Genomic DNA, 17,574 nt, shown 5'->3' on the forward strand with positions numbered 1-17,574 from the left:
TAATAGGACTTACGCACGAGTTACGGAATAACGTAGACGCAAAGCGGTGAAGCAGCGCGGTCTTCTCCCAAGGGGAGACGCTTTAGCGCATGGGGGTTTCCCCCATGAGCGACTGCACCAAGCCGGAGGGCTTGCCGCAGGCTACCGCAGAGGCACACCAGTGCTAGTGATGACAAAAACATCAAATTGTGGGATTTAAATACTAAAAGAGTCCTAGCTAGCTTATCAGGACATTCCCAAGCTGTAAAATCAGTTAGCTTCAGTCCAAATGGGAAAATTCTGGCAACTGCTAGTGATGATAAAACTATCAAATTGTGGCAGGTTGAAACATTAGAGGAAATCTGCACCTTATTGGGACACGCACATGCTGTAAAATCAGTAGCTTTTAGTCCAGATGGGCAGATTCTTGCTACTGGTAGCTGGGATAAGACAATCAAACTCTGGGATGTCAATACTGGCAGAGAAATTTGCACCATCGCTGGACACCAATTAAAGCTAAATTCAGTGGCATTTAGTCCCCAAGGACAGCTTTTAGCCAGCGCTAGTTATGACAGAACAATTCGCTTGTGGCAGATAGCTGCATTAGAAGGTTCCCAGAGAGAATTTGAAAACCGCCCATGCTATAGCTTGTTAGGCACCCTTTCGGGTCATGCATGGGCAGTTTTGACAGTCGCTTTTAGTCCTGATGGTCAAATTTTGGCGACGGGTAGTGATGATAACACTATTAAGTTATGGGAGGTAAACACTGGTCAGCTAATTTGCACACTTGTAGGCCATTCTTGGTCTGTGGTGGCTGTGGCTTTTACTGCCGATGGCGAAACGCTCCTAAGTGCAAGTTGCGACAAAACAGTTAAACTTTGGAGAATAAGCACAGCAGAAGAGATTTTTACTCTCTCTGGTCATGTAGACTCAGTATCTGCTGTTGCTGTGAGCAAAGTTACACAATTAATTGCAAGTGGCAGCCGGGACAAGACTATCAAACTGTGGCAGCTTGTAGAACAGGACAATAGCTAATTTTGTAATATCAAGCGCTACCTGTAAAGGCAACTTCTGGAAATTTCAACTGAGCTTCTGCCATTGGACGGTTTCTGCCTTCTTCTTGCCAGTAGTTAATCACTTCTGTCGCTTTATTAAGCAACTCGACACGATCCACGTCAGTAATCCAATGTTTGGACTCTAATTCCTTCTTTAACTCTTCCCAGGCATCATTTCTGGGCCAAAAAAAGTACTTAGTCAAGGGACTGGTGCCTTTGCCGACAATTTGATCGACTGCTAGAGCAACGTTTTCGTCTAACCACAGAATTTTCAAAATAAACTTGGTCAATCACACCTCCGGGAATTTCCGGGCATTACTGAACTAGGATAGCGATCGCTTATTTTAACGCAATACTATATCAAATGACCAAACAGTGATTGAGAATGGTCTACCATAAGGTTTAGTCGGCGCTAACTAAAAATGCTTATGACTGCCCAACTGCCCCAATCTCAAACAACATCTGGTTCAGATTTGTATGAGCAAGATTTTTACCTGTGGATTCAAACCACAGCAGAACTGCTCAAGCAAGGTCGGCTCACGGAACTAGATTTAGAGAATTTGATTGATGAAATTGAAACAATGGGCAGGAGTGAAAAGAAAGCACTGAGAAGCAATTTGGAAGTGGTGCTGATGCATCTATTAAAGTATAAATATCAAGCCGAGAAGCGCTCTGGTAGTTGGCGAGCAACAATTCGGGAGCATCGCAAGCGCATCAGACAAGCTCTAGAAGAAAGTCCTAGCCTCAAACCATATTTTTATGAGGTTTTCGAGCTGTGTTATGACGATGCTAGACTCTTGGCTGCCGATGAAACTGAATTGCATCTGGCTACCTTCCCCGAACAATCTCCCTTCACACCAGAGCAAGCCCTCGCCCCGGATTTTTTACCTGAGTCATAATCTCAAACTGATTTAGAAGATTTTGCTGTTAATTTTGAATTCGGAGCGAAGCGACGTGACTGCCCAACTGCCCCAATCTCAAACAACATCTGGTTCAGATTTGTATGAGCAAGACTTTTATCTGTGGATTCAAACCACGGCAGAGGTGCTCAAGCAAAAGAATTTCACCCAACTGGACTTAGACAACCTGATTGAAGAAATTGAAACGATGGGGAGAAGTGAAAAGCGGGCATTGGAGAGCAATTTGGAAGTATTGCTGATGCATCTGCTCAAATACCAAATTCAAACTGAAAGGCGCTCAAAAAGTTGGCAGTACACAATTTTGGAACACCGCAGGCGAGTCCAAAAGGCACTCAAGGAGAGTCCGAGTTTAAAGCCTCACTTTGATCAGGTTTTCGACGAAAGCTACCAAACCGCTAGACGACTGGCTGTAATTGAAACTGGATTAGCGATCGCTATCTTCCCTGAGCAATCTCCCTTTACACTAGAGCAAGTCCTCGACCCCGATTTTTTACCTGAGTGATGATTGTACCCCTTATGATCAGGTAAAATTCTTTTGCTTCCTAACCCATGACTCAACAAACTTCTAGAAAAGCGATCGTTGTTTTCGATATTGATGGCGTTGTGCGCGATGTTAGCGGTTCCTATCGCCGTGCGATCGCAGATACCGTAGAACATTTTACCACCCAAGCATATCGTCCAACCCCACTGGATATTGACCAACTCAAGTCTGAAGGCGTGTGGAATAACGATTGGGAAGCATCACAGGAATTGATTTACCGCTACTTTGAAACCCAAGGACAGAGCCGCAAGCAATTGCAACTAGATTACAATGCGATCGTTGCTTTTTTTCAATCGCGTTACCGCGGCCCAGACCCAAATAATTTTACTGGGTATATCTGTAATGAACCTTTATTATTACAACCTAGCTATTTAGAACAACTTACCCAAGCTGGGATTGCTTGGGGTTTTTTTAGCGGTGCAACTCGTGCTTCCGCTAACTATGTATTAGAAAAACGCCTGGGCTTGGAATCTCCAGTGTTGATTGCGATGGAAGATGCACCAGGGAAACCTGACCCCACTGGACTTTTCGCCACAGTTCGTGAGTTAGAGAATGGAATTGAGCAAAAATTAGCGATCGTGTATGTGGGAGATACGGTAGCAGATATGTATACCGTCGAGAAAGCACAGGCTTTGGATTCTTCTCGCACTTGGATTGGTGTAGGGGTTTTACCGCCCCATGTCCAGGAAACAGCAGCGCGTAGTGATGCATACAGTGAGACACTAATAGCAGCAGGAGCAGCAGTAGTTTTACGTAATGTGCAGGAATTGACCCCAAGGCAGATTCAAGAATTGGTGAGTTCATCTACCCAATCTCTGGTCTAAGATTAATCAAGCTAGTACAGCACGGCATAAATAAACCACCCATTCCAAATCAAAGAAAGTTTATCGTATGAGAGAACATTTTATCTCTCTGCCAGAAGATGTTTACTGTCACCTGCTGGCTGTTGCAGAAACCGAAGGGGTAACGCCTGCTGACTGGATTGCCGCACACTTGTCGTCAGATGTTGACCAGCAAAGACCACTTGCCGTTTTGCTATCAGATTTGATTGGGTCTATTAACAGTCAGACTGAAACTCCTTCTTCTTATGAGAAAACGGTTTTCGGTGAGGCGATCGCCAGTAAACTCGCCAAGCAAGGTATTCGCAGACCGTGATTTTGGTTGATACTGCGCCGTTGATTGCGTTGATTGATGCAGGACAAGGGGAAGCCCATCATCGTTGCGTCGAAGCCTATCAAAAGATAACCACTCCCTTGATCACAACATGGTGCTGTTTTACAGAAGCCAATGTATTTCCTGCATCAGTTAAGGGGTTGGTTTGCCCAGGATATTCTATGGCAGTTTATTGAACGGAAAGCCCTCTACTTGCATCTATCAGACATTGATGAGCAACAAAGAATACGGGAACTGATGAGACAGTATCAGGACGTGCCGATGGATTTGGCAGATGCGTCCCTTGTCTCTGCTGCCGAGACGTTAAATATCAGTCGAATTTTCTCGCTGGACAGGGATTTTTATATTTATCGTTTCCAGGGAACAAAGGCATTTGAGGTTATTCCCTAAATTACCAACTTATGACCCTAAGTTGGGAAAATATGCAAGGTTGGTGACGCCGCTGACAACTACCAGGAATTCTATTCCTGCTGCTAGTGCTTTCGGTTGAGTATCGAGTGTTCCGAAGAGGGTGACGCGATGCCCACGCCGTTGAAGTTCCTGCCCCAAGGGAAGCATAGTGTTAAGGGGGCCGGTTGCTGCACCAGGACAAATGATACCAAAATGAGTCATGATCAATACCTCTATTTGATTTTCAAGAACTTATCTAAAGCTGATACCATACTGGGCGGCCAACGGCGGATATTTTTTACCCAGTCGATATCCTTATAGCGGCTATCTAGCCCATAAGCTGCTACCCAGTTGCTTTCGGCTTCACCTTGTTCTCCATTTACCCAATATGCAGCTGTGAGGGCGGCACGCACATCAGCAAATCTGGAGTATTTACGGGCAATATTTCGCATTTCACGGATTGCTTGCTCTTTTTGACCTGTTTCATACAGAGCGAGGGCGTAGTTAGCACGGGCGAAGGCAAAATTTGGGGCTATCTCATTAGATTTTTTGTAGTCTGCGATCGCCGAATCCCATTTTCCTAAACCTGTTTTGGCATTTCCCCGATTGTTATACGCCATCGCATCATTAGGATCGAGTTCTAAGACATGATTATAATCTGCGATCGCCGAATCCCATTTTCCCAACCCTTCCAACGCCGCGCCCCGATTCAAATATGGATCGGTGACATTCGGCGCTAGTTCTATGGCTTTGTTATAATCTGCCAACGCCTCTTGTAACTTATTCTGACTCACCCGTGAATTTCCCCGGTTACTCCACGCCCCTGCATTAGTGGGAAATTGCTCAATAATTTTTGTCCAGTAAGTTTCAGCCGTCGCAAAATCACCTTGATTCGTCGCTGCAAAGGCTTGATTTGCCCACTCATCACCTTGTTTTAACTGTTCCTGAGTAATGGGCGGTTGAGATTGTGCCATGACTGGAGTACCCCAGCCAAACACAAGTAACAGACTGAGAAAAATACCAATCAACTTAATCATCTAGGTTTACCTGTTTATCTTGAAGATGGGGAGTGGGGAGTGGGGAATGGGGAATGGGGAATGGAGTTCAAAGACTCATTAACGGAGTTCAAAGACTCATTCACGAGTATTAAAGACTCGTTGGCGAGTATTAAAGACTCATTCACGAGTATCAAAGACTCGTTGGCGAGTATCAAAGACTCGTTGGCGAGTATCAAAGACTCATTCACGAGTATCAAAGACTCATTCACGAGTATCAAAGACTCGTTGGCGAGTATTAAAGACTCATTCACGAGTATCAAAGACTCGTTGGCGAGTATTAAAGACTCATCCCCTATTCCCCATTCCCCATTCCCTATTCCCCATAATTACAATAATGACAATTGTTCATTAGGCGGCGTGAATCCCAAATGCTTGTATGCTGCTTTAGTCGCCATCCTGCCGCGATGAGTCCGAGTTAAATACCCAATCTGCATGAGGTAAGGTTCGTACACCTCTTCAATTGTTTGAGTATCTTCACCTGTTGCTGCTGCCATTGTTTCTAACCCCACTGGGCCGCCGTTAAATTGTTCAATTATCACACTCAGCATCTGGCGGTCTGTCCAATCTAAACCGCAGGGATCTACTTGGAATAGTTGCAATGCTTCAGATGCAATGCTTTCATTAATCTCACCAGATATTTTTACCTCCGCATAATCACGCACTCGCTTAAGTAATCTATTAGCAATCCGTGGCGTTCCGCGTGAACGACGGGCAATTTCTGTGGCACCATCTTCTGTGACGGGGGTTTTGAGTAATTGAGCGGTTCGCAGTACAATTTTAGTCAGTTCGTCAACTTCGTAAAATCGCAGTTTTTGAATCAAACCGAAGCGATCGCGCAGTGGTGAAGTTAAAGCACCGACACGCGTTGTAGCTCCCACAAGAGTAAACTTTGATAGCGGCAAACTTCTGATCCGAGCGCTGGAACCCTTACCAATAGTAATATCTAAGCGATAATCTTCCATCGCTGGATAGAGAATTTCCTCCGTCATCCGCGACAGGCGATGAATTTCATCCACAAATAAGATATCCCCTGGTTTCATGTTCACCAGTAGCCCGACAATATCCCGTGGACGTTCTAGCGCTGGCGCACTGGTGATTTTGTAATTTACTCCCATTTCCGATGCTAAAATCATTGCCATTGTGGTTTTGCCCAATCCCGGCGGGCCATACAGCAGCAAGTGATCTAGCACCTCACCACGAGACTTAGCTGCTTTGATGGCAATATCTAGCACATCCTTTAAATCTTTTTGCCCAATGTAATCAGCAAATCGGTGCGGTCGAATACCCTCTTCCTGCTGTTCTTGTTCATCAATAGCAGCTTCAGGCTTCAAAATATTTTCTGTGGATGGTGCTTTCGCCGACTCTCGACGCTGCTTTGGTTCTCCGTTGGGTTCTGGAGGCTGTTTTTTCGAGGAGATTATCGCCATAATTCAGCTATCTACTTTTAAGGGAACAGAATAATTCGTAATTCGTAATTCGTAATTCGGAGTGGGGGGAGGCAGGAGGAGAAAGAATAACCAATGCCCAATGCCCAATGCCCAATGCCCAATGCCCAATGCCCAATGCCCAATGCCCCATGCCCCATTCCCCATGCCCGTAAAAATTTTCGTTTGAGAATACCCGCGCCAATTTAAAATTTAAATTCCGGTCAATTACCCAGAAGTACAAAAGTTATTATGTTATCTAAAAGAATCTTACCGTGCTTAGATGTGAAGGCGGGACGGGTTGTAAAAGGAGTTAACTTTGTTAATCTCCAAGATGCAGGCGATCCGGTAGAACTGGCCAAGGTTTACAATGAAGCCGGTGCTGATGAGTTAGTATTTCTGGATATTACAGCTACTCATGAAGACCGAGCTACTATTTTAGATGTGGTCTACCGGACTGCTGAACAGGTCTTTATTCCATTGACTGTGGGTGGTGGCATTCAATCCTTAGAAAATGTTAAAGCTTTGTTACGAGCCGGCGCAGATAAGGTTAGTATTAATTCTGCGGCGGTGCGTGATCCAGACTTGATTAATCGGGCAAGCGATCGCTTTGGTAATCAGTGCATAGTTGTTGCTATTGATGCCAGACGCAGAAATAACCCGGAGAATCCAGGTTGGGATGTGTATGTGCGGGGTGGCAGGGAAAATACAGGCTTAGATGCTCTAATGTGGGCACAAGAAGTTGAAAAACGGGGGGCCGGAGAACTGCTAGTAACAAGCATGGATGCTGATGGAACCCAAGCCGGGTATGACATTGAGATCACACGGGCAATTGCAAATGCTGTAGAAATTCCAGTTATTGCTTCTGGTGGTGCAGGTAATTGTGAACATATCTACACAGCCCTAACCCAAGGTAAAGCTGAAGCAGCATTACTTGCATCCCTGTTACATTACGGTCAATTAAGCGTAGCAGAAATCAAAAATTATTTGCGCGATCGCAACGTGCCAGTAAGAACATTCTCTTAACCTACTATTTAGCATTTAATGACATCTATCTAAGGTTAGGCACACTTCCTGAAAAGGGTGTTAATATTATTTTACAAGTATTAACAAATATTAAGAAATATGTTGCTTCCTATTTTACTTTTTGATGTAGCCTTGGTAGCGTGGTCGCTGCACTTAATGGAAAGAGCCTACGAGAGTAAAGAATTTTCTCTCATGTTGGCTGGTACATTAGTTGCTCTGGCTGCTGCTGCCATGTTAGTAGTTTACTTTTTGATGGGGCACTGTATGACCTATTTGTTGCAAGTGTCATTGTGAGTGCCCAGTGGTGGTGGAGATATTTTAAATTTATTTTCCAAAAAAAGCTTGACAAAATACCAATAATTAAACGAATATGTATAATGGATTTTAAGGGGTTATAGCGCAGTTGGTAGCGCACCTCAATGGCATTGAGGGGGTCAGCGGTTCGAATCCGCTTAGCTCCATTCTTCAGTCCCTAAAGTTCTCTGTTAATGTAGAGGTTTAGGGAAATTTTTTATAGGCTTTTATTTGCTCTCTATCTAGCCAATCTCGAAAGTTGGAATGATACAGACTGTAATGGGTTTCTGAGGCTATTCTTTGTTGGTGTAAGAACTCTAGCCAATTTTCTAGCACTTCTTCAACTTCATACTCATCAGTATTAATGATTTGTGCGATCGCTACGGCGGTCTGCGCCAACGCATCTACTGATATTACTTTTTGCTGATGTATTAAGCTGTTACGCATAAAACTAGTACATTTACCTGATGACTGTTGACCGTTGACTGATGACCGATAACCGTCAACCGTCAACCGTCAACGATTATACTGATATTGCTTTTTGCTGATGTATTGAGCTTTAAGCTACGGTGTATACACAAGTCCTAACATCCTTGCCTGGTGAGATACAAGGCTTATTAAGCAAGGTTTTGAGTTAAATCTTGCTGATTATCAATAGTGTCAGATTATTGATAGAGGTATAACGGAAAATCAAGGATTTTAAAAATAATTTTCCGTTCTTCTCTGTCCATTGGATTCCCAACTCGACTTGTGTATACACGGTAGCTCCTTTTAAGAGAGAGGTCTAGCTGTACTAGCGCTGACTCCTAACTCCTGTAAAGACGCGATTAATCGCGTCTCTCCTGACTCCTTTAATCTTCGTGGTCATCAAACGGATCGTTCAATTGCTTGCTAGGAGGGCCAAAGGAGGTATAAATCGAAATTCCAGTGATGGCAACCACCACGGCAGCCACAGAAATGCTAAGAACTATTGCGGGTTCCATAATTGAGGAATAGATGATGAGTGCTATTCTTATAGAATATTACAGAAGATTAAAAAAAGCTTTGGCAACTAATATTAGGTGAACTATGGCACAAAGGACTCGGTTGGGAGATATCCTGAAACCACTGAACTCTGAGTATGGGAAAGTGGCTCCAGGTTGGGGTACTACCCCTGTGATGGCTGTTTTTATTTTGCTATTTTTCGTGTTTCTGCTGATTATTCTGCAACTTTACAATAAAACATTGTTGGTTCAGGATGTAGTAGTCGATTGGCGGAGTTTAGGGCGCTAAAGGATACACAGCTATCAAGTTTGGATAACAAGTTATGTTACACCCGGTTCTTCCGGGTTTTTTTGTGAGTTATGATTTGCTACTGGACAAAAGTTCAGCACTCAGAGTTCCGAGTTAGTAAGTGCAAACTGAAAAGTTCCTCAACTCTACACAAAAAATTGTATACTTAAGTACTTAATTGACTCAAACTTCAGTGCAAACTCACTGAAGGCAGATCGTGACAACCTTTTGCCCTCTCAACCGCCATCCACGAAATAATCACAATACCATGTGAGATTTTTGGCGTTGCATAAATGCGGGATGAATTGACGCAACAGTTAAAAGTTTTATCACTTTCAATGCTGGGCAAGATAAAGCCAGCACTAGAACTATTAACACGCCCTAGTTTGCGAGGCATGACCAATATATTCAAAAAGGTTAAGACGAGAAACAATTTCGTCTGACTCATAATCGGATGGCCCCATAATAATGATGTTTCCCTTTACTAGCTGCATCCGCCAATCAGGATTATGTGACTGTAATTGTTCTAAGTCTTTGATTGTCAGAGACATAAGGCATCACTCGCTCATGGGGCGATCGCTTTCTATGATAGGCGATTATTGAGTAGACTACATAAATATGTGAGTCTATGTAGTGGTTTTAGAGTTTATAGGAGACAAAAATGAATATATTTGGTATCGGTCTGCCGGAAATGGCTGTAATTATGGTAGTGGCACTGTTAATCTTTGGCCCCAAGAAGCTACCAGAGATTGGTCGGAGTGTAGGCAAAACAATTCGTAGTTTCCAAGAAGCTTCCAAAGATTTTCAAAACGAGTTTCAAAAAGAAGCAGAACAGTTAGAAGAAGTTGTCAAAACTACTGCTGAATTGGAACCTAAGCAAATCTACCCTGCTAAATCTGAGCAGGATACCACTAGTTCTTCTCAACCTAGCTAGTAGTCTGTCAAGTTCGTAGTAAGGACTTTAGTTCTTATTTTCTGAAGCACTAAAGTGCTTACCCTTCTCCTAACGGAGACGCTTTGCGAACGCAAAGCGTTCCGAAGGAAAGGTGCTAGCCTCTCCCAAAGGGAGAAGACCCAATACAGTTGAGTTAAACATTTCTTTCTTCTCTCGGTGTTCTCTGCGCCTCTGTGGTAGCCTGCGGCAAGCCGGAGGGCTTGGTGCAGTCGCTCATGGGGGAAACCCCCAAGACCGCGCTGCTTCACCGCTTTGCGTCTACGTTAAAAAAATTGACTTTGACAAAAGCTTTAGCCTTAACTCAACCGTATTGGGAGAAGACCGCGCTAACTCACTACAAAACCTCAAAAATTGCTTGACAAACTACCAGAAGAGTGATACATATCAATTGGCTATAGGCAAAATGACAGAAGCTGTTACGCAACCAGCTTTAGTGATTCCCCAGCTAATTGTCGGGTTGGGGAATCCAGAAAGCAAGTACGACCAAACACGCCATAATATCGGCTTTGCTGCTGTAGAAACTCTCTCTCGTTCTTGGCGCGTTCCCTTAGCAGAAAACCGCAAGTTTCAGGGTGAGTATGGCGAAGGAATGGCCCGAGGTGGAGGTAAGATTCGCTTGCTAAAGCCATTAACTTATATGAATCGCTCAGGACAAGCAATACAAGCGGTAACTAGTTGGTATAAATTGCCGCCTGAGTCAGTGCTGGTGATTTATGACGATATGGATTTGCCCTTGGGAAAAACTCGTCTGCGCTTATCTGGTTCGGCTGGGGGACATAACGGCATGAAAAGTGCGATCGCACATCTTAGTACCCAAAACTTTCCCCGTTTGCGAATCGGTATTGGTAAACCCAAAGGTGCAGCTAACAACGACGATTCTGATGCTGTTTCTCATGTGCTGGGGCGATTTTCGGCAGCAGAAAATCAGCAGATGTCTCTTGTACTTCAGTTCGTGGTTGAGTGTATTGAACTAAGCCTCAAGCAGGGAGTAGAAAAGGCGATGAATGTTTGTAATAGCCGCACCATTAATAATTCTGAATCTTAGGGTTGGATGAATACCGCCTTGTAAGTTTGGCAAAGGCGCTTATTTTGGTTGATGGGCAGCGATTTTAGCTTGCTCCATCCAACTGAGATAAAGCCCTTAACGCCTTCTGTACATAGCAAAAGTGACTCATCACCCTAATTTGGGGTGCGGACTACTTTGCTTAATTTTTGTCAGAATAATGGCGATGTCTACGCCTACGCACTGTTACCTGTTTTAGGTCATAACCTTAAGCAACGCCAGTATCAACACCAAAGAGGTTTATTTAAAACGTCTTGTGCGTCTAGCTGCCACTGCCTTACGTTTGCGTTTTTCAATCGGTGTTTCAAAGTGCCGATGATATTTCACATCAGCTAATATCCCAGCTTTGGAAACCTGACGTTTAAATCGACGCAAAGCTGAGTCTATTCCTTCGTTCTCTCCTAGAACCACCTGGGTCATTCTTGCCTGTTCCTCATCATCAATAGTTTCCATTCTAATATTACCCTCAGCCTTAGTAAAACCCCCCTGAGCTAAAGTCATAATTAAGAGGCTATTCGTCCGGTTGAGGCGGGTTACATGTGCTTCTGCATCGTGAAATCGGTACTTAACTAAAAGTTAATCTAAGTGCCCTAATGCACTCTCAGAAGCAATAGACAAGAAGGTAAAATTATAATACTAAATTTTTATCGCTGTACTATCAACTGGGTAATAATGTAATTTTAGCTACTAAAGTAGATGAAAAAATATGATTATATTTACAGGTTTTAAAAGTTGATTCTACCTGATTTAGTAATTTATATCCCGATGCTAATGCTGCAAAAGCAATTATGAAATTCCATAAGCTAGTTGGCTTTAAAATAACTCCACTGCTTAAGAAAACTAGTAATATGCCAATCATAAAAAAATCCATGCAAGATTAGTAGCTTGTCTCATAAAAAACACCAATGTAAATGCACCTGCCATAATCGCTGATACGGAAACAGTAGCAGGTAGTCTGCTAAAAAAAGGTAAGTAAGTCGGTGCAAATAAAGCTAACTGGTGAAGGCTGTCATTTGTCATTTGTCCTTTGTCATTGGTAAGGGTTTCAGGTGTATTTACTTTTCGTAATATAGTTCTGTTTTTTTCCACCGACTTACTTAGATAGTAACCGCTAACAAATATAATGTTTTGGTTAAAAAATGTAAGCCTGTAAAAAATAGGATAAAACCTATAAGTCTTAGGACTTACGCAAATTATCTCTCAAACTCTGATTTCTCCGTGCCCTCTGTGCCTCTGTGGTAGCCTGCGGCAAGTACGTTATTCCGTAACTCGTGCGTAAGTCCTAAGTCTAATTAACAGCCCGCTCATAATATTTTTGCATTTTTAATGGCTGAAGCCAATTTTAATCCGATATACGGGTATTTTAAAATTTTACATATACTTAAACATGTTTAAGTATATATGCTGAATTAAATTCTCAAGTCTCTGAAAATGTCAGTACAAGTAATGTTAATTACATAAAGTAGTCCTTGCCAGCATTTTATCAAGGTGCTTTAATAGCGATCGCATTCCGCAAAACAGCCTACTTACAGAATATGTACAAGATCAGCAGCGACTTAACATCAGATATCGCTGTTGGTGTGCATAAAATTACAGACTCAAAACATTAAACTCAAAGATATGACAAGCTATTAGCATATCCTTGACACTAAATTCTCCCAAAAGCGAAATAGGAGTATATATGGAGCCAATCATTTTTATAGTTTTAGTGCTTATAGGTTATGCCTTAGGTTCTGCAAAACTGATTAATCAAGGTAATGAAGCCCTAGTCGAACGCCTGGGGCAGTATCATCGGAAACTTAAACCTGGGCTGAACTTTATTGTTCCCTTGGTAGATCAGATTGTGATGGAAGATACTACACGAGAGCAGTTTTTAGACATCAAACCTCAGAATGTGATCACCCAAGATAATATTTATGTGGAAGTGGATGCTATTGTGTACTGGCGCATTAGAGATATTGAGAAAAGCTTTTATGCTATTGAGGATCTGCAAGGGGCACTGATACAGGTAACTACAACCACGCTCCGGGAAATCATTGCCCAAAACACCCTAGAGCAGACAAATGTCTCCAGAGCGGAAATGCACTCAGCTATCATAGACCAGTTGAATGAGATAACGGCAGATTGGGGAGTTGAGATTCTCCGGTTAGACCTTCAGAGAATTACCCTACCTGAGAGTGTACGAAAGTCAAGGGAAGAGCAGCAAGCCGCTGAAATCAAAAAACGGGCGCTGATTACCGAAGCAGAAGGGGAAAAGGAAGCTGCGATTAAAAAAGCAGAAGGAACTATGGCTTCAGTGCAAATCATTTCTCAAGCTCTCCGTTCTAACCCAGATAGTAGGGACATTCTGCGGTATCTCGTGGCTCAAGATTATGTAGATGCTAGCCAAAAACTTGGTGAGAGCAGTAATGCAAAAATTGTCTTTGTAGACCCAGCTAACTCAAGTGAAATGTTTCAGGAGTTGATAGCCGAGTCAGTAAATACAGAAAGTAATGGCAAAAAAACCGAAAATGGTAATACCTAAGAGTCAGGCTGTGCGTCTTGTCTCAGTAGCGCATCGGCTACTAGTGAAACCTCGCGCATTTCTTGAACATCGTGAACTCGGAGGATATCAGCGCCATTATAAATAGCAGCACAACAAGCTGCTGCCGTTCCCCAAACTCGTGCTTTGGGATCTGGTTGATTTAAAATGCGACCAATGAAACTTTTACGGGATACTCCTACCAAAATAGGGCAATTTAGTGGTGAGAGCGATCGCAAGCGGCGAAAAATTTCTAAATTTTGCTCATAGTTCTTAGCAAAGCCAATACCAGGATCAATAATAATTTTATTCAGGTCGATACCCGCAGTAGTTGCTACCTCAATTTGCCGAGCCAAAAAACTATAAATCTCTGTGAGCAAATCTTGATAATCAGTTTGTTGTTGCATTGTCTGTGGTGTTCCCCGGATGTGCATTAAAATAATCGGCACACCTAACTCTGCAACTGTTGGTAACATTTCTGAGTCAAAAGTGCCGCCAGAAATATCATTAATAATATCCGCTCCAGCTTCTACAGATGCCTTGGCTACAGCAGCACGGGTAGTATCTACAGAAATCGGGACTGAAATTTCTGGTCTTAGCACCTGTAACACCGATAAAACCCGGTCAAGTTCCTGTGCCAGAGTTATTTGCTTTGCCCCTGGTCGAGTTGATTGACCGCCCACATCAATAATGTCAGCACCAGCAGCCACCAGGGCTTGCGCCTGTACTAAAGCAGCAGAGGTAGTGTTAAACTCACCCCCATCACTAAAGCTATCAGGCGTCACATTCAAAATGCCCATTAAATAAGTCCGCTGTCCCCACTCGAAACAGCGTCCCCGAATTATCAAGTTGCTTGGCATAAATCTACATTAGGCATTCCCATGCTCTGCATGGGAACGAGAAAAAAGCACATCACACTGACTTAAAATTCACAATTCGAGCGAAACTTTCAGGTTCTAGACTTGCACCTCCCACGAGGACACCATCAATTTCTGGTTGAGCCATGATCTCATCAATATTATTTGGCTTAACTGAGCCACCATATTGAATTGATACATTTGGATTACTCAACTGGCTACGAATTAAGCCAATAATTCGATTAGCTTCCACTGCTTCACAAGTTTCACCCGTGCCAATCGCCCAAATCGGTTCATAGGCAATCACCAAATTATTCTGATCAATATCTACTAAGCCTTTGTCGAGTTGGAGAGCAATCAGTGATTCAGTTTCTCCCGCATCTCGTTGTTGTTTAGTTTCGCCAACACAGAGAATTGGGGTCAAACCAAACCTTTGAGCAGTTCGGAGGCGCAGATTAACGGTTGCGTCCGTTTCACCAAAGTATTGTCGTCGTTCGCTATGACCGACAATTACAAAGCGCACACCACTTTCTGTCAGCATTGGCCCAGAAATCTCACCTGTATAGGCTCCATATTCTTCCCAATGGATATTTTGTGCCCCCAGTTGGATGAGGCTACCGTGCAAAGTCTTGGACAAAACGCTTAAATCAGTGAAAGGAGGGCACAATATGACTTCTCGCCCTTGGGGGGTTTCCTCTAAGTGGGGCAGAAATCCTCGTAGAAACTCTTGGGTTTCTGCCTGGGTTTTGTACATTTTCCAGTTGCCGGCAATAACGATTTTCCGCACAGGTAATTTAGTCAAGATCCTAACGAGTTATTTAGATGCATTTTTCAGTTTATGACTTTTTGTTAGTCATTAGTCATTAGTCATTGGTCATTGGGCATTGGGCATTGGGCATTGGGCATTGGGCATTGGGCATGGGGTATACTTATTCCCCTTGTCTCCTTTGTCTGCGTCATCTCGCCAAACTGCTTCTAAAAATAACTAGGATAGTAAACGGGGTGTATCTAAAATCCTAAAATCTAAAATCTAAAATCTAAAATCTAAAATCTAAAATTAATATGACTTCGACATTGCCCGTACCTGAACCTCATCAAAGCGATTCCGCCAACACTGGCGCAAATTCTCTCAGTTGGGAGGAAGAACTGGATAGTGCCATATTCAGTTTTGAAGATATTCAGACGGAACTGAACTATAAACAAGCACAAACGGCGTTGCGAAACTTGGTAGCCAATCTCGACCTCACCCCCCAAGAAAAAACCGGATTGGAGACGGAAATTGCTGATTTGGAAACTATGCTGGGAAAGTTAGACCGCATGGTGGTGCAGATTGCGGCTTTTGGCATGGTGGGACGTGGTAAGTCTTCTCTACTCAATTCTTTGGTTGGGCAAACAGTATTTGAAACTGGGCCGCTGCATGGTGTCACTCGTGCTGCACAAAGAGTTAATTGGAGTATTAGTGAAGAAGCAATTGGGGAAACTGAACGTGCTTTGCGAGTTACTCTCCCTAGTGTAGGTCAATCCCAGGTGGAATTAATTGACACTCCTGGGTTAGACGAAGTAGATGGTGCAACCCGTGCCGCATTAGCTGAACAGATTGCCAAACAGGCGGATTTGATTCTGTTTGTGATATCTGGCGACATGACAAAGCTAGAATACGCTGCCCTTTCTCAGTTGCGGGAAGCAGGTAAACCGATCATTCTGGTGTTTAACAAAGTAGACCAGTATCCAGAAGCAGACCGGATGGCAATTTATCACAAAATCCGGGATGAAAGAGTGCGGGAATTACTTACACCTCTAGAAATTGTCATGGCTGCGGCATCGCCATTGGTGAAGACGGCGATTCGTCGCCCGGATGGTACTAGGGGCATACAGTTGCGTACAGGTAATGCCCAAGTTGAGGAACTCAAGCTGAAAATATTGGAGATTCTGCACCGTGAGGGCAAAGCTTTGGTTGCTCTTAATACCATGCTTTATGCCGATATCGTAAATGAGCAGTTGATAGAACGAAAACTGATGATTCGGGAGGTGAATGCTAATGAGTTGATTTGGAAGGCTGTGATGACCAAGGCATTAGCGATCGCACTTAATCCCGTAACTGTGGTAGATATTCTGAGTAGTGTAGTTATTGATATTGCTCTGATTTTGGGTTTATCTAAACTCTATGGCTTCTCTATGACCGAAGCCGGGGCTGTACAATTGCTACAAAAAATCGCCCTGAGTATGGGCGGAATTGGTGCAAGTGAATTGTTAGCAAATTTGGGCTTGAGTGGATTAAAAACTTTACTTGGTATCTCTGCAACAGCTACCGCAGGTGCTGCCCTTGGCCCTTATATATCGGTAGCAATCACGCAAGCGGGAGTAGCTGGTGTTTCTTCTTACGGGATTGGACAAGTTACCAAAGTTTATTTAGCTAATGGCGCGACTTGGGGGCCTGATGGGCCAAAAGCAGTGATTAATCGGATTTTGGCAAACTTGGATGAGACTTCAATTCTCAACCGCATTAAAGATGAATTACTCCACAAGGTAAAACTTAGAAAGTGATGCATAGACGTGGAATTGAGAAGGTTCGGTTAGTTATGTTTATCCCTAGAAAACCCTCCAGTCCATGCCACCTGCTTCTCCTTTTCAGAAATGCTGCGCGTAAGCTTGCTTTAACTAATTTGTAATTCGTAATTACAAATTATTTGAAACGCTTATATTTGCCTCAAGCCAAGCAACTAAATCAGATACATTTGAAAAATCCAAAAACTCTTCTCCTAATTGTTCCAATTGTTCAGTAGATAAGACTCGAATTGTCTCAACTATTGATGAATCAATTTCTCCAAAACGACGATTTAACTGACGAGTTAGGAAGCGAAAAGCTTCTTTTTGTTCTCCTCTTTGTTCTCCCCTTTGTTCTCCCTTCTGTAAAATTTCCTGATAAATCACTGATTCTTGCATAAAATCCTCCCGCAATAATTGATGAATAAAATCTTTCTCAAACTTCAACCCTGCTAAAATCTCCGTGTAAGCAGCAGTATTTTGTCTGGTCTCGATATCTGAA

The 17,574-nt window shown here is 43.1% G+C and carries 28 protein-coding genes, 1 tRNA gene and 1 pseudogene; 15 read left to right on the forward strand and 15 right to left on the reverse strand.

Annotated elements, in window-relative coordinates; all coding sequences use genetic code 11:
* Positions 1-20 precede the first annotated feature (20 nt).
* Positions 21-182, reverse strand: a complete 162-nt coding sequence (locus tag LC586_RS05000) for a hypothetical protein (protein ID WP_229483426.1) — start codon at positions 180-182, stop codon at positions 21-23.
* On the opposite strand from LC586_RS05000, the pseudogene LC586_RS05005 reads away from it, so the two are divergent.
* Positions 160-1,014: pseudogene (locus LC586_RS05005) on the forward strand (WD40 repeat domain-containing protein); the annotation flags it as partial. The gene LC586_RS05000 and the pseudogene LC586_RS05005 sit on opposite strands and share 23 nt — an antisense overlap.
* A 10-nt stretch (positions 1,015-1,024) precedes the next feature.
* Here LC586_RS05005 and LC586_RS05010 read toward each other — a convergent pair.
* Complete coding sequence (locus LC586_RS05010; RefSeq protein ID WP_069071048.1) at positions 1,025-1,324, reverse strand: 30S ribosomal protein PSRP-3; 300 nt, start codon at positions 1,322-1,324, stop codon at positions 1,025-1,027.
* A gap of 138 nt (positions 1,325-1,462) precedes the next feature.
* Between LC586_RS05010 and LC586_RS05015 the strand changes: the two genes are divergently transcribed.
* The 5 genes from LC586_RS05015 to LC586_RS05035 all read left to right on the forward strand — a co-directional run bounded on the left by LC586_RS05015 (position 1,463) and on the right by LC586_RS05035 (position 4,058).
* Positions 1,463-1,933: a DUF29 domain-containing protein gene (locus LC586_RS05015; protein ID WP_229483427.1), complete on the forward strand. Its 471-nt coding sequence runs from the start codon at positions 1,463-1,465 to the stop codon at positions 1,931-1,933.
* Between the two features lie 55 nt (positions 1,934-1,988).
* Positions 1,989-2,456, forward strand: coding sequence for a DUF29 domain-containing protein (locus tag LC586_RS05020; RefSeq protein WP_229483429.1), 468 nt, complete (start codon positions 1,989-1,991; stop codon positions 2,454-2,456).
* A gap of 47 nt (positions 2,457-2,503) precedes the next feature.
* Positions 2,504-3,319: a TIGR01548 family HAD-type hydrolase gene (locus LC586_RS05025; RefSeq protein ID WP_229483431.1), complete on the forward strand. Its 816-nt coding sequence runs from the start codon at positions 2,504-2,506 to the stop codon at positions 3,317-3,319.
* Positions 3,320-3,386: 67 nt separating this feature from the next.
* Positions 3,387-3,650, forward strand: coding sequence for a hypothetical protein (locus LC586_RS05030; protein ID WP_229483432.1), 264 nt, complete (start codon positions 3,387-3,389; stop codon positions 3,648-3,650).
* A 132-nt stretch (positions 3,651-3,782) separates the two neighbouring features.
* Complete coding sequence (locus LC586_RS05035) at positions 3,783-4,058, forward strand: type II toxin-antitoxin system VapC family toxin (RefSeq protein ID WP_229483434.1); 276 nt, start codon at positions 3,783-3,785, stop codon at positions 4,056-4,058.
* Positions 4,059-4,067: 9 nt separating this feature from the next.
* On the opposite strand, the gene LC586_RS05040 is transcribed toward LC586_RS05035, so the two are convergent.
* From LC586_RS05040 to ruvB, 4 genes are all read right to left on the reverse strand, one after another.
* Positions 4,068-4,280: a hypothetical protein gene (locus LC586_RS05040; protein WP_438822872.1), complete on the reverse strand. Its 213-nt coding sequence runs from the start codon at positions 4,278-4,280 to the stop codon at positions 4,068-4,070.
* 11 nt (positions 4,281-4,291) lie between these two features.
* Positions 4,292-5,095: a tetratricopeptide repeat protein gene (locus LC586_RS05045; protein ID WP_229483435.1), complete on the reverse strand. Its 804-nt coding sequence runs from the start codon at positions 5,093-5,095 to the stop codon at positions 4,292-4,294.
* A gap of 14 nt (positions 5,096-5,109) precedes the next feature.
* Complete coding sequence (locus LC586_RS05050) at positions 5,110-5,367, reverse strand: hypothetical protein (RefSeq protein WP_229483436.1); 258 nt, start codon at positions 5,365-5,367, stop codon at positions 5,110-5,112.
* A gap of 75 nt (positions 5,368-5,442) precedes the next feature.
* Positions 5,443-6,543, reverse strand: a complete 1,101-nt coding sequence (gene ruvB, locus LC586_RS05055) for a Holliday junction branch migration DNA helicase RuvB (RefSeq protein WP_190935508.1) — start codon at positions 6,541-6,543, stop codon at positions 5,443-5,445.
* Between the two features lie 249 nt (positions 6,544-6,792).
* Here ruvB and hisF point away from each other — a divergent pair, with 249 nt between their 5' ends.
* The 3 genes from hisF to LC586_RS05070 all read left to right on the forward strand — a co-directional run bounded on the left by hisF (position 6,793) and on the right by LC586_RS05070 (position 8,027).
* Positions 6,793-7,566, forward strand: a complete 774-nt coding sequence (gene hisF / locus LC586_RS05060; RefSeq protein WP_229483437.1) for an imidazole glycerol phosphate synthase subunit HisF — start codon at positions 6,793-6,795, stop codon at positions 7,564-7,566.
* Between the two features lie 99 nt (positions 7,567-7,665).
* Positions 7,666-7,860: a hypothetical protein gene (locus LC586_RS05065; RefSeq protein ID WP_100901219.1), complete on the forward strand. Its 195-nt coding sequence runs from the start codon at positions 7,666-7,668 to the stop codon at positions 7,858-7,860.
* Positions 7,861-7,954: 94 nt separating this feature from the next.
* Positions 7,955-8,027, forward strand: a tRNA-Ala gene (locus LC586_RS05070).
* Positions 8,028-8,064: 37 nt separating this feature from the next.
* Here the strand turns inward: LC586_RS05070 and LC586_RS05075 are convergent.
* Positions 8,065-8,307 carry a hypothetical protein gene (locus LC586_RS05075; RefSeq protein WP_229483439.1) on the reverse strand — a complete coding sequence of 81 codons (243 nt, stop codon included), beginning with the start codon at positions 8,305-8,307 and terminating at the stop codon, positions 8,065-8,067.
* A gap of 404 nt (positions 8,308-8,711) precedes the next feature.
* Positions 8,712-8,843: a photosystem II reaction center protein PsbN gene (gene psbN / locus LC586_RS05080; protein ID WP_100901201.1), complete on the reverse strand. Its 132-nt coding sequence runs from the start codon at positions 8,841-8,843 to the stop codon at positions 8,712-8,714.
* Positions 8,844-8,928: 85 nt separating this feature from the next.
* Between psbN and psbH the strand changes: the two genes are divergently transcribed.
* Positions 8,929-9,132, forward strand: coding sequence for a photosystem II reaction center phosphoprotein PsbH (gene psbH / locus LC586_RS05085; RefSeq protein ID WP_229451456.1), 204 nt, complete (start codon positions 8,929-8,931; stop codon positions 9,130-9,132).
* Between the two features lie 190 nt (positions 9,133-9,322).
* Here the strand turns inward: psbH and LC586_RS41060 are convergent, their stop codons facing one another.
* A complete protein-coding gene (locus tag LC586_RS41060; RefSeq protein ID WP_306423229.1) occupies positions 9,323-9,529 on the reverse strand; it encodes a hypothetical protein in 207 nt (68 codons plus the stop codon).
* On the reverse strand, positions 9,504-9,683 hold the full coding sequence (locus LC586_RS05090; RefSeq protein ID WP_306423230.1) for a PDDEXK family nuclease: 180 nt from the start codon (positions 9,681-9,683) through the stop codon (positions 9,504-9,506). The genes LC586_RS41060 and LC586_RS05090 overlap by 26 nt, the downstream gene beginning before the upstream one ends.
* A 110-nt stretch (positions 9,684-9,793) precedes the next feature.
* On the opposite strand from LC586_RS05090, the gene LC586_RS05095 reads away from it, so the two are divergent.
* Both LC586_RS05095 and pth read left to right on the forward strand, forming a co-directional pair.
* Positions 9,794-10,066 carry a TatA/E family twin arginine-targeting protein translocase gene (locus LC586_RS05095; RefSeq protein WP_229483440.1) on the forward strand — a complete coding sequence of 91 codons (273 nt, stop codon included), beginning with the start codon at positions 9,794-9,796 and terminating at the stop codon, positions 10,064-10,066.
* A gap of 424 nt (positions 10,067-10,490) precedes the next feature.
* Positions 10,491-11,132, forward strand: coding sequence for an aminoacyl-tRNA hydrolase (gene pth / locus LC586_RS05100; protein WP_229483526.1), 642 nt, complete (start codon positions 10,491-10,493; stop codon positions 11,130-11,132).
* 258 nt (positions 11,133-11,390) lie between these two features.
* On the opposite strand, the gene rpsU is transcribed toward pth, so the two are convergent.
* Both rpsU and LC586_RS05110 read right to left on the reverse strand, forming a co-directional pair.
* Complete coding sequence (gene rpsU, locus LC586_RS05105) at positions 11,391-11,570, reverse strand: 30S ribosomal protein S21 (protein ID WP_069073049.1); 180 nt, start codon at positions 11,568-11,570, stop codon at positions 11,391-11,393.
* Positions 11,571-12,005: 435 nt separating this feature from the next.
* Positions 12,006-12,170, reverse strand: coding sequence for a hypothetical protein (locus LC586_RS05110; protein ID WP_229483441.1), 165 nt, complete (start codon positions 12,168-12,170; stop codon positions 12,006-12,008).
* 449 nt (positions 12,171-12,619) lie between these two features.
* On the opposite strand from LC586_RS05110, the gene LC586_RS05115 reads away from it, so the two are divergent.
* A complete protein-coding gene (locus LC586_RS05115) occupies positions 12,620-12,760 on the forward strand; it encodes a hypothetical protein (RefSeq protein WP_229483442.1) in 141 nt (46 codons plus the stop codon).
* 71 nt (positions 12,761-12,831) lie between these two features.
* The gene (locus tag LC586_RS05120; RefSeq protein ID WP_229483443.1) at positions 12,832-13,674 is read left to right on the forward strand and encodes an SPFH domain-containing protein; all 843 of its coding nucleotides are present in this window, start codon (positions 12,832-12,834) and stop codon (positions 13,672-13,674) included.
* On the opposite strand, the gene folP is transcribed toward LC586_RS05120, so the two are convergent.
* Together folP and tpiA are read right to left on the reverse strand one after the other, a co-directional pair.
* Positions 13,671-14,531: a dihydropteroate synthase gene (gene folP, locus LC586_RS05125; RefSeq protein ID WP_229483444.1), complete on the reverse strand. Its 861-nt coding sequence runs from the start codon at positions 14,529-14,531 to the stop codon at positions 13,671-13,673. The genes LC586_RS05120 and folP overlap by 4 nt on opposite strands.
* 52 nt (positions 14,532-14,583) lie before the next feature.
* Positions 14,584-15,315 (reverse strand): triose-phosphate isomerase, encoded by a 732-nt coding sequence (tpiA, locus tag LC586_RS05130; protein ID WP_229483528.1) that lies wholly within the window; start codon positions 15,313-15,315, stop codon positions 14,584-14,586.
* Between the two features lie 275 nt (positions 15,316-15,590).
* Between tpiA and LC586_RS05135 the strand changes: the two genes are divergently transcribed.
* Positions 15,591-17,072 (forward strand): GTP-binding protein, encoded by a 1,482-nt coding sequence (locus tag LC586_RS05135; protein ID WP_229483445.1) that lies wholly within the window; start codon positions 15,591-15,593, stop codon positions 17,070-17,072.
* 132 nt (positions 17,073-17,204) lie between these two features.
* On the opposite strand, the gene LC586_RS05140 is transcribed toward LC586_RS05135, so the two are convergent.
* The coding region (locus LC586_RS05140; protein ID WP_229483446.1) for a DUF4351 domain-containing protein at positions 17,205-17,574 on the reverse strand (370 nt) is incomplete at its 5' end.

This window comes from Nostoc favosum CHAB5714 (assembly GCF_020829495.1).
Lineage (GTDB): Bacteria > Cyanobacteriota > Cyanobacteriia > Cyanobacteriales > Nostocaceae > Nostoc > Nostoc favosum.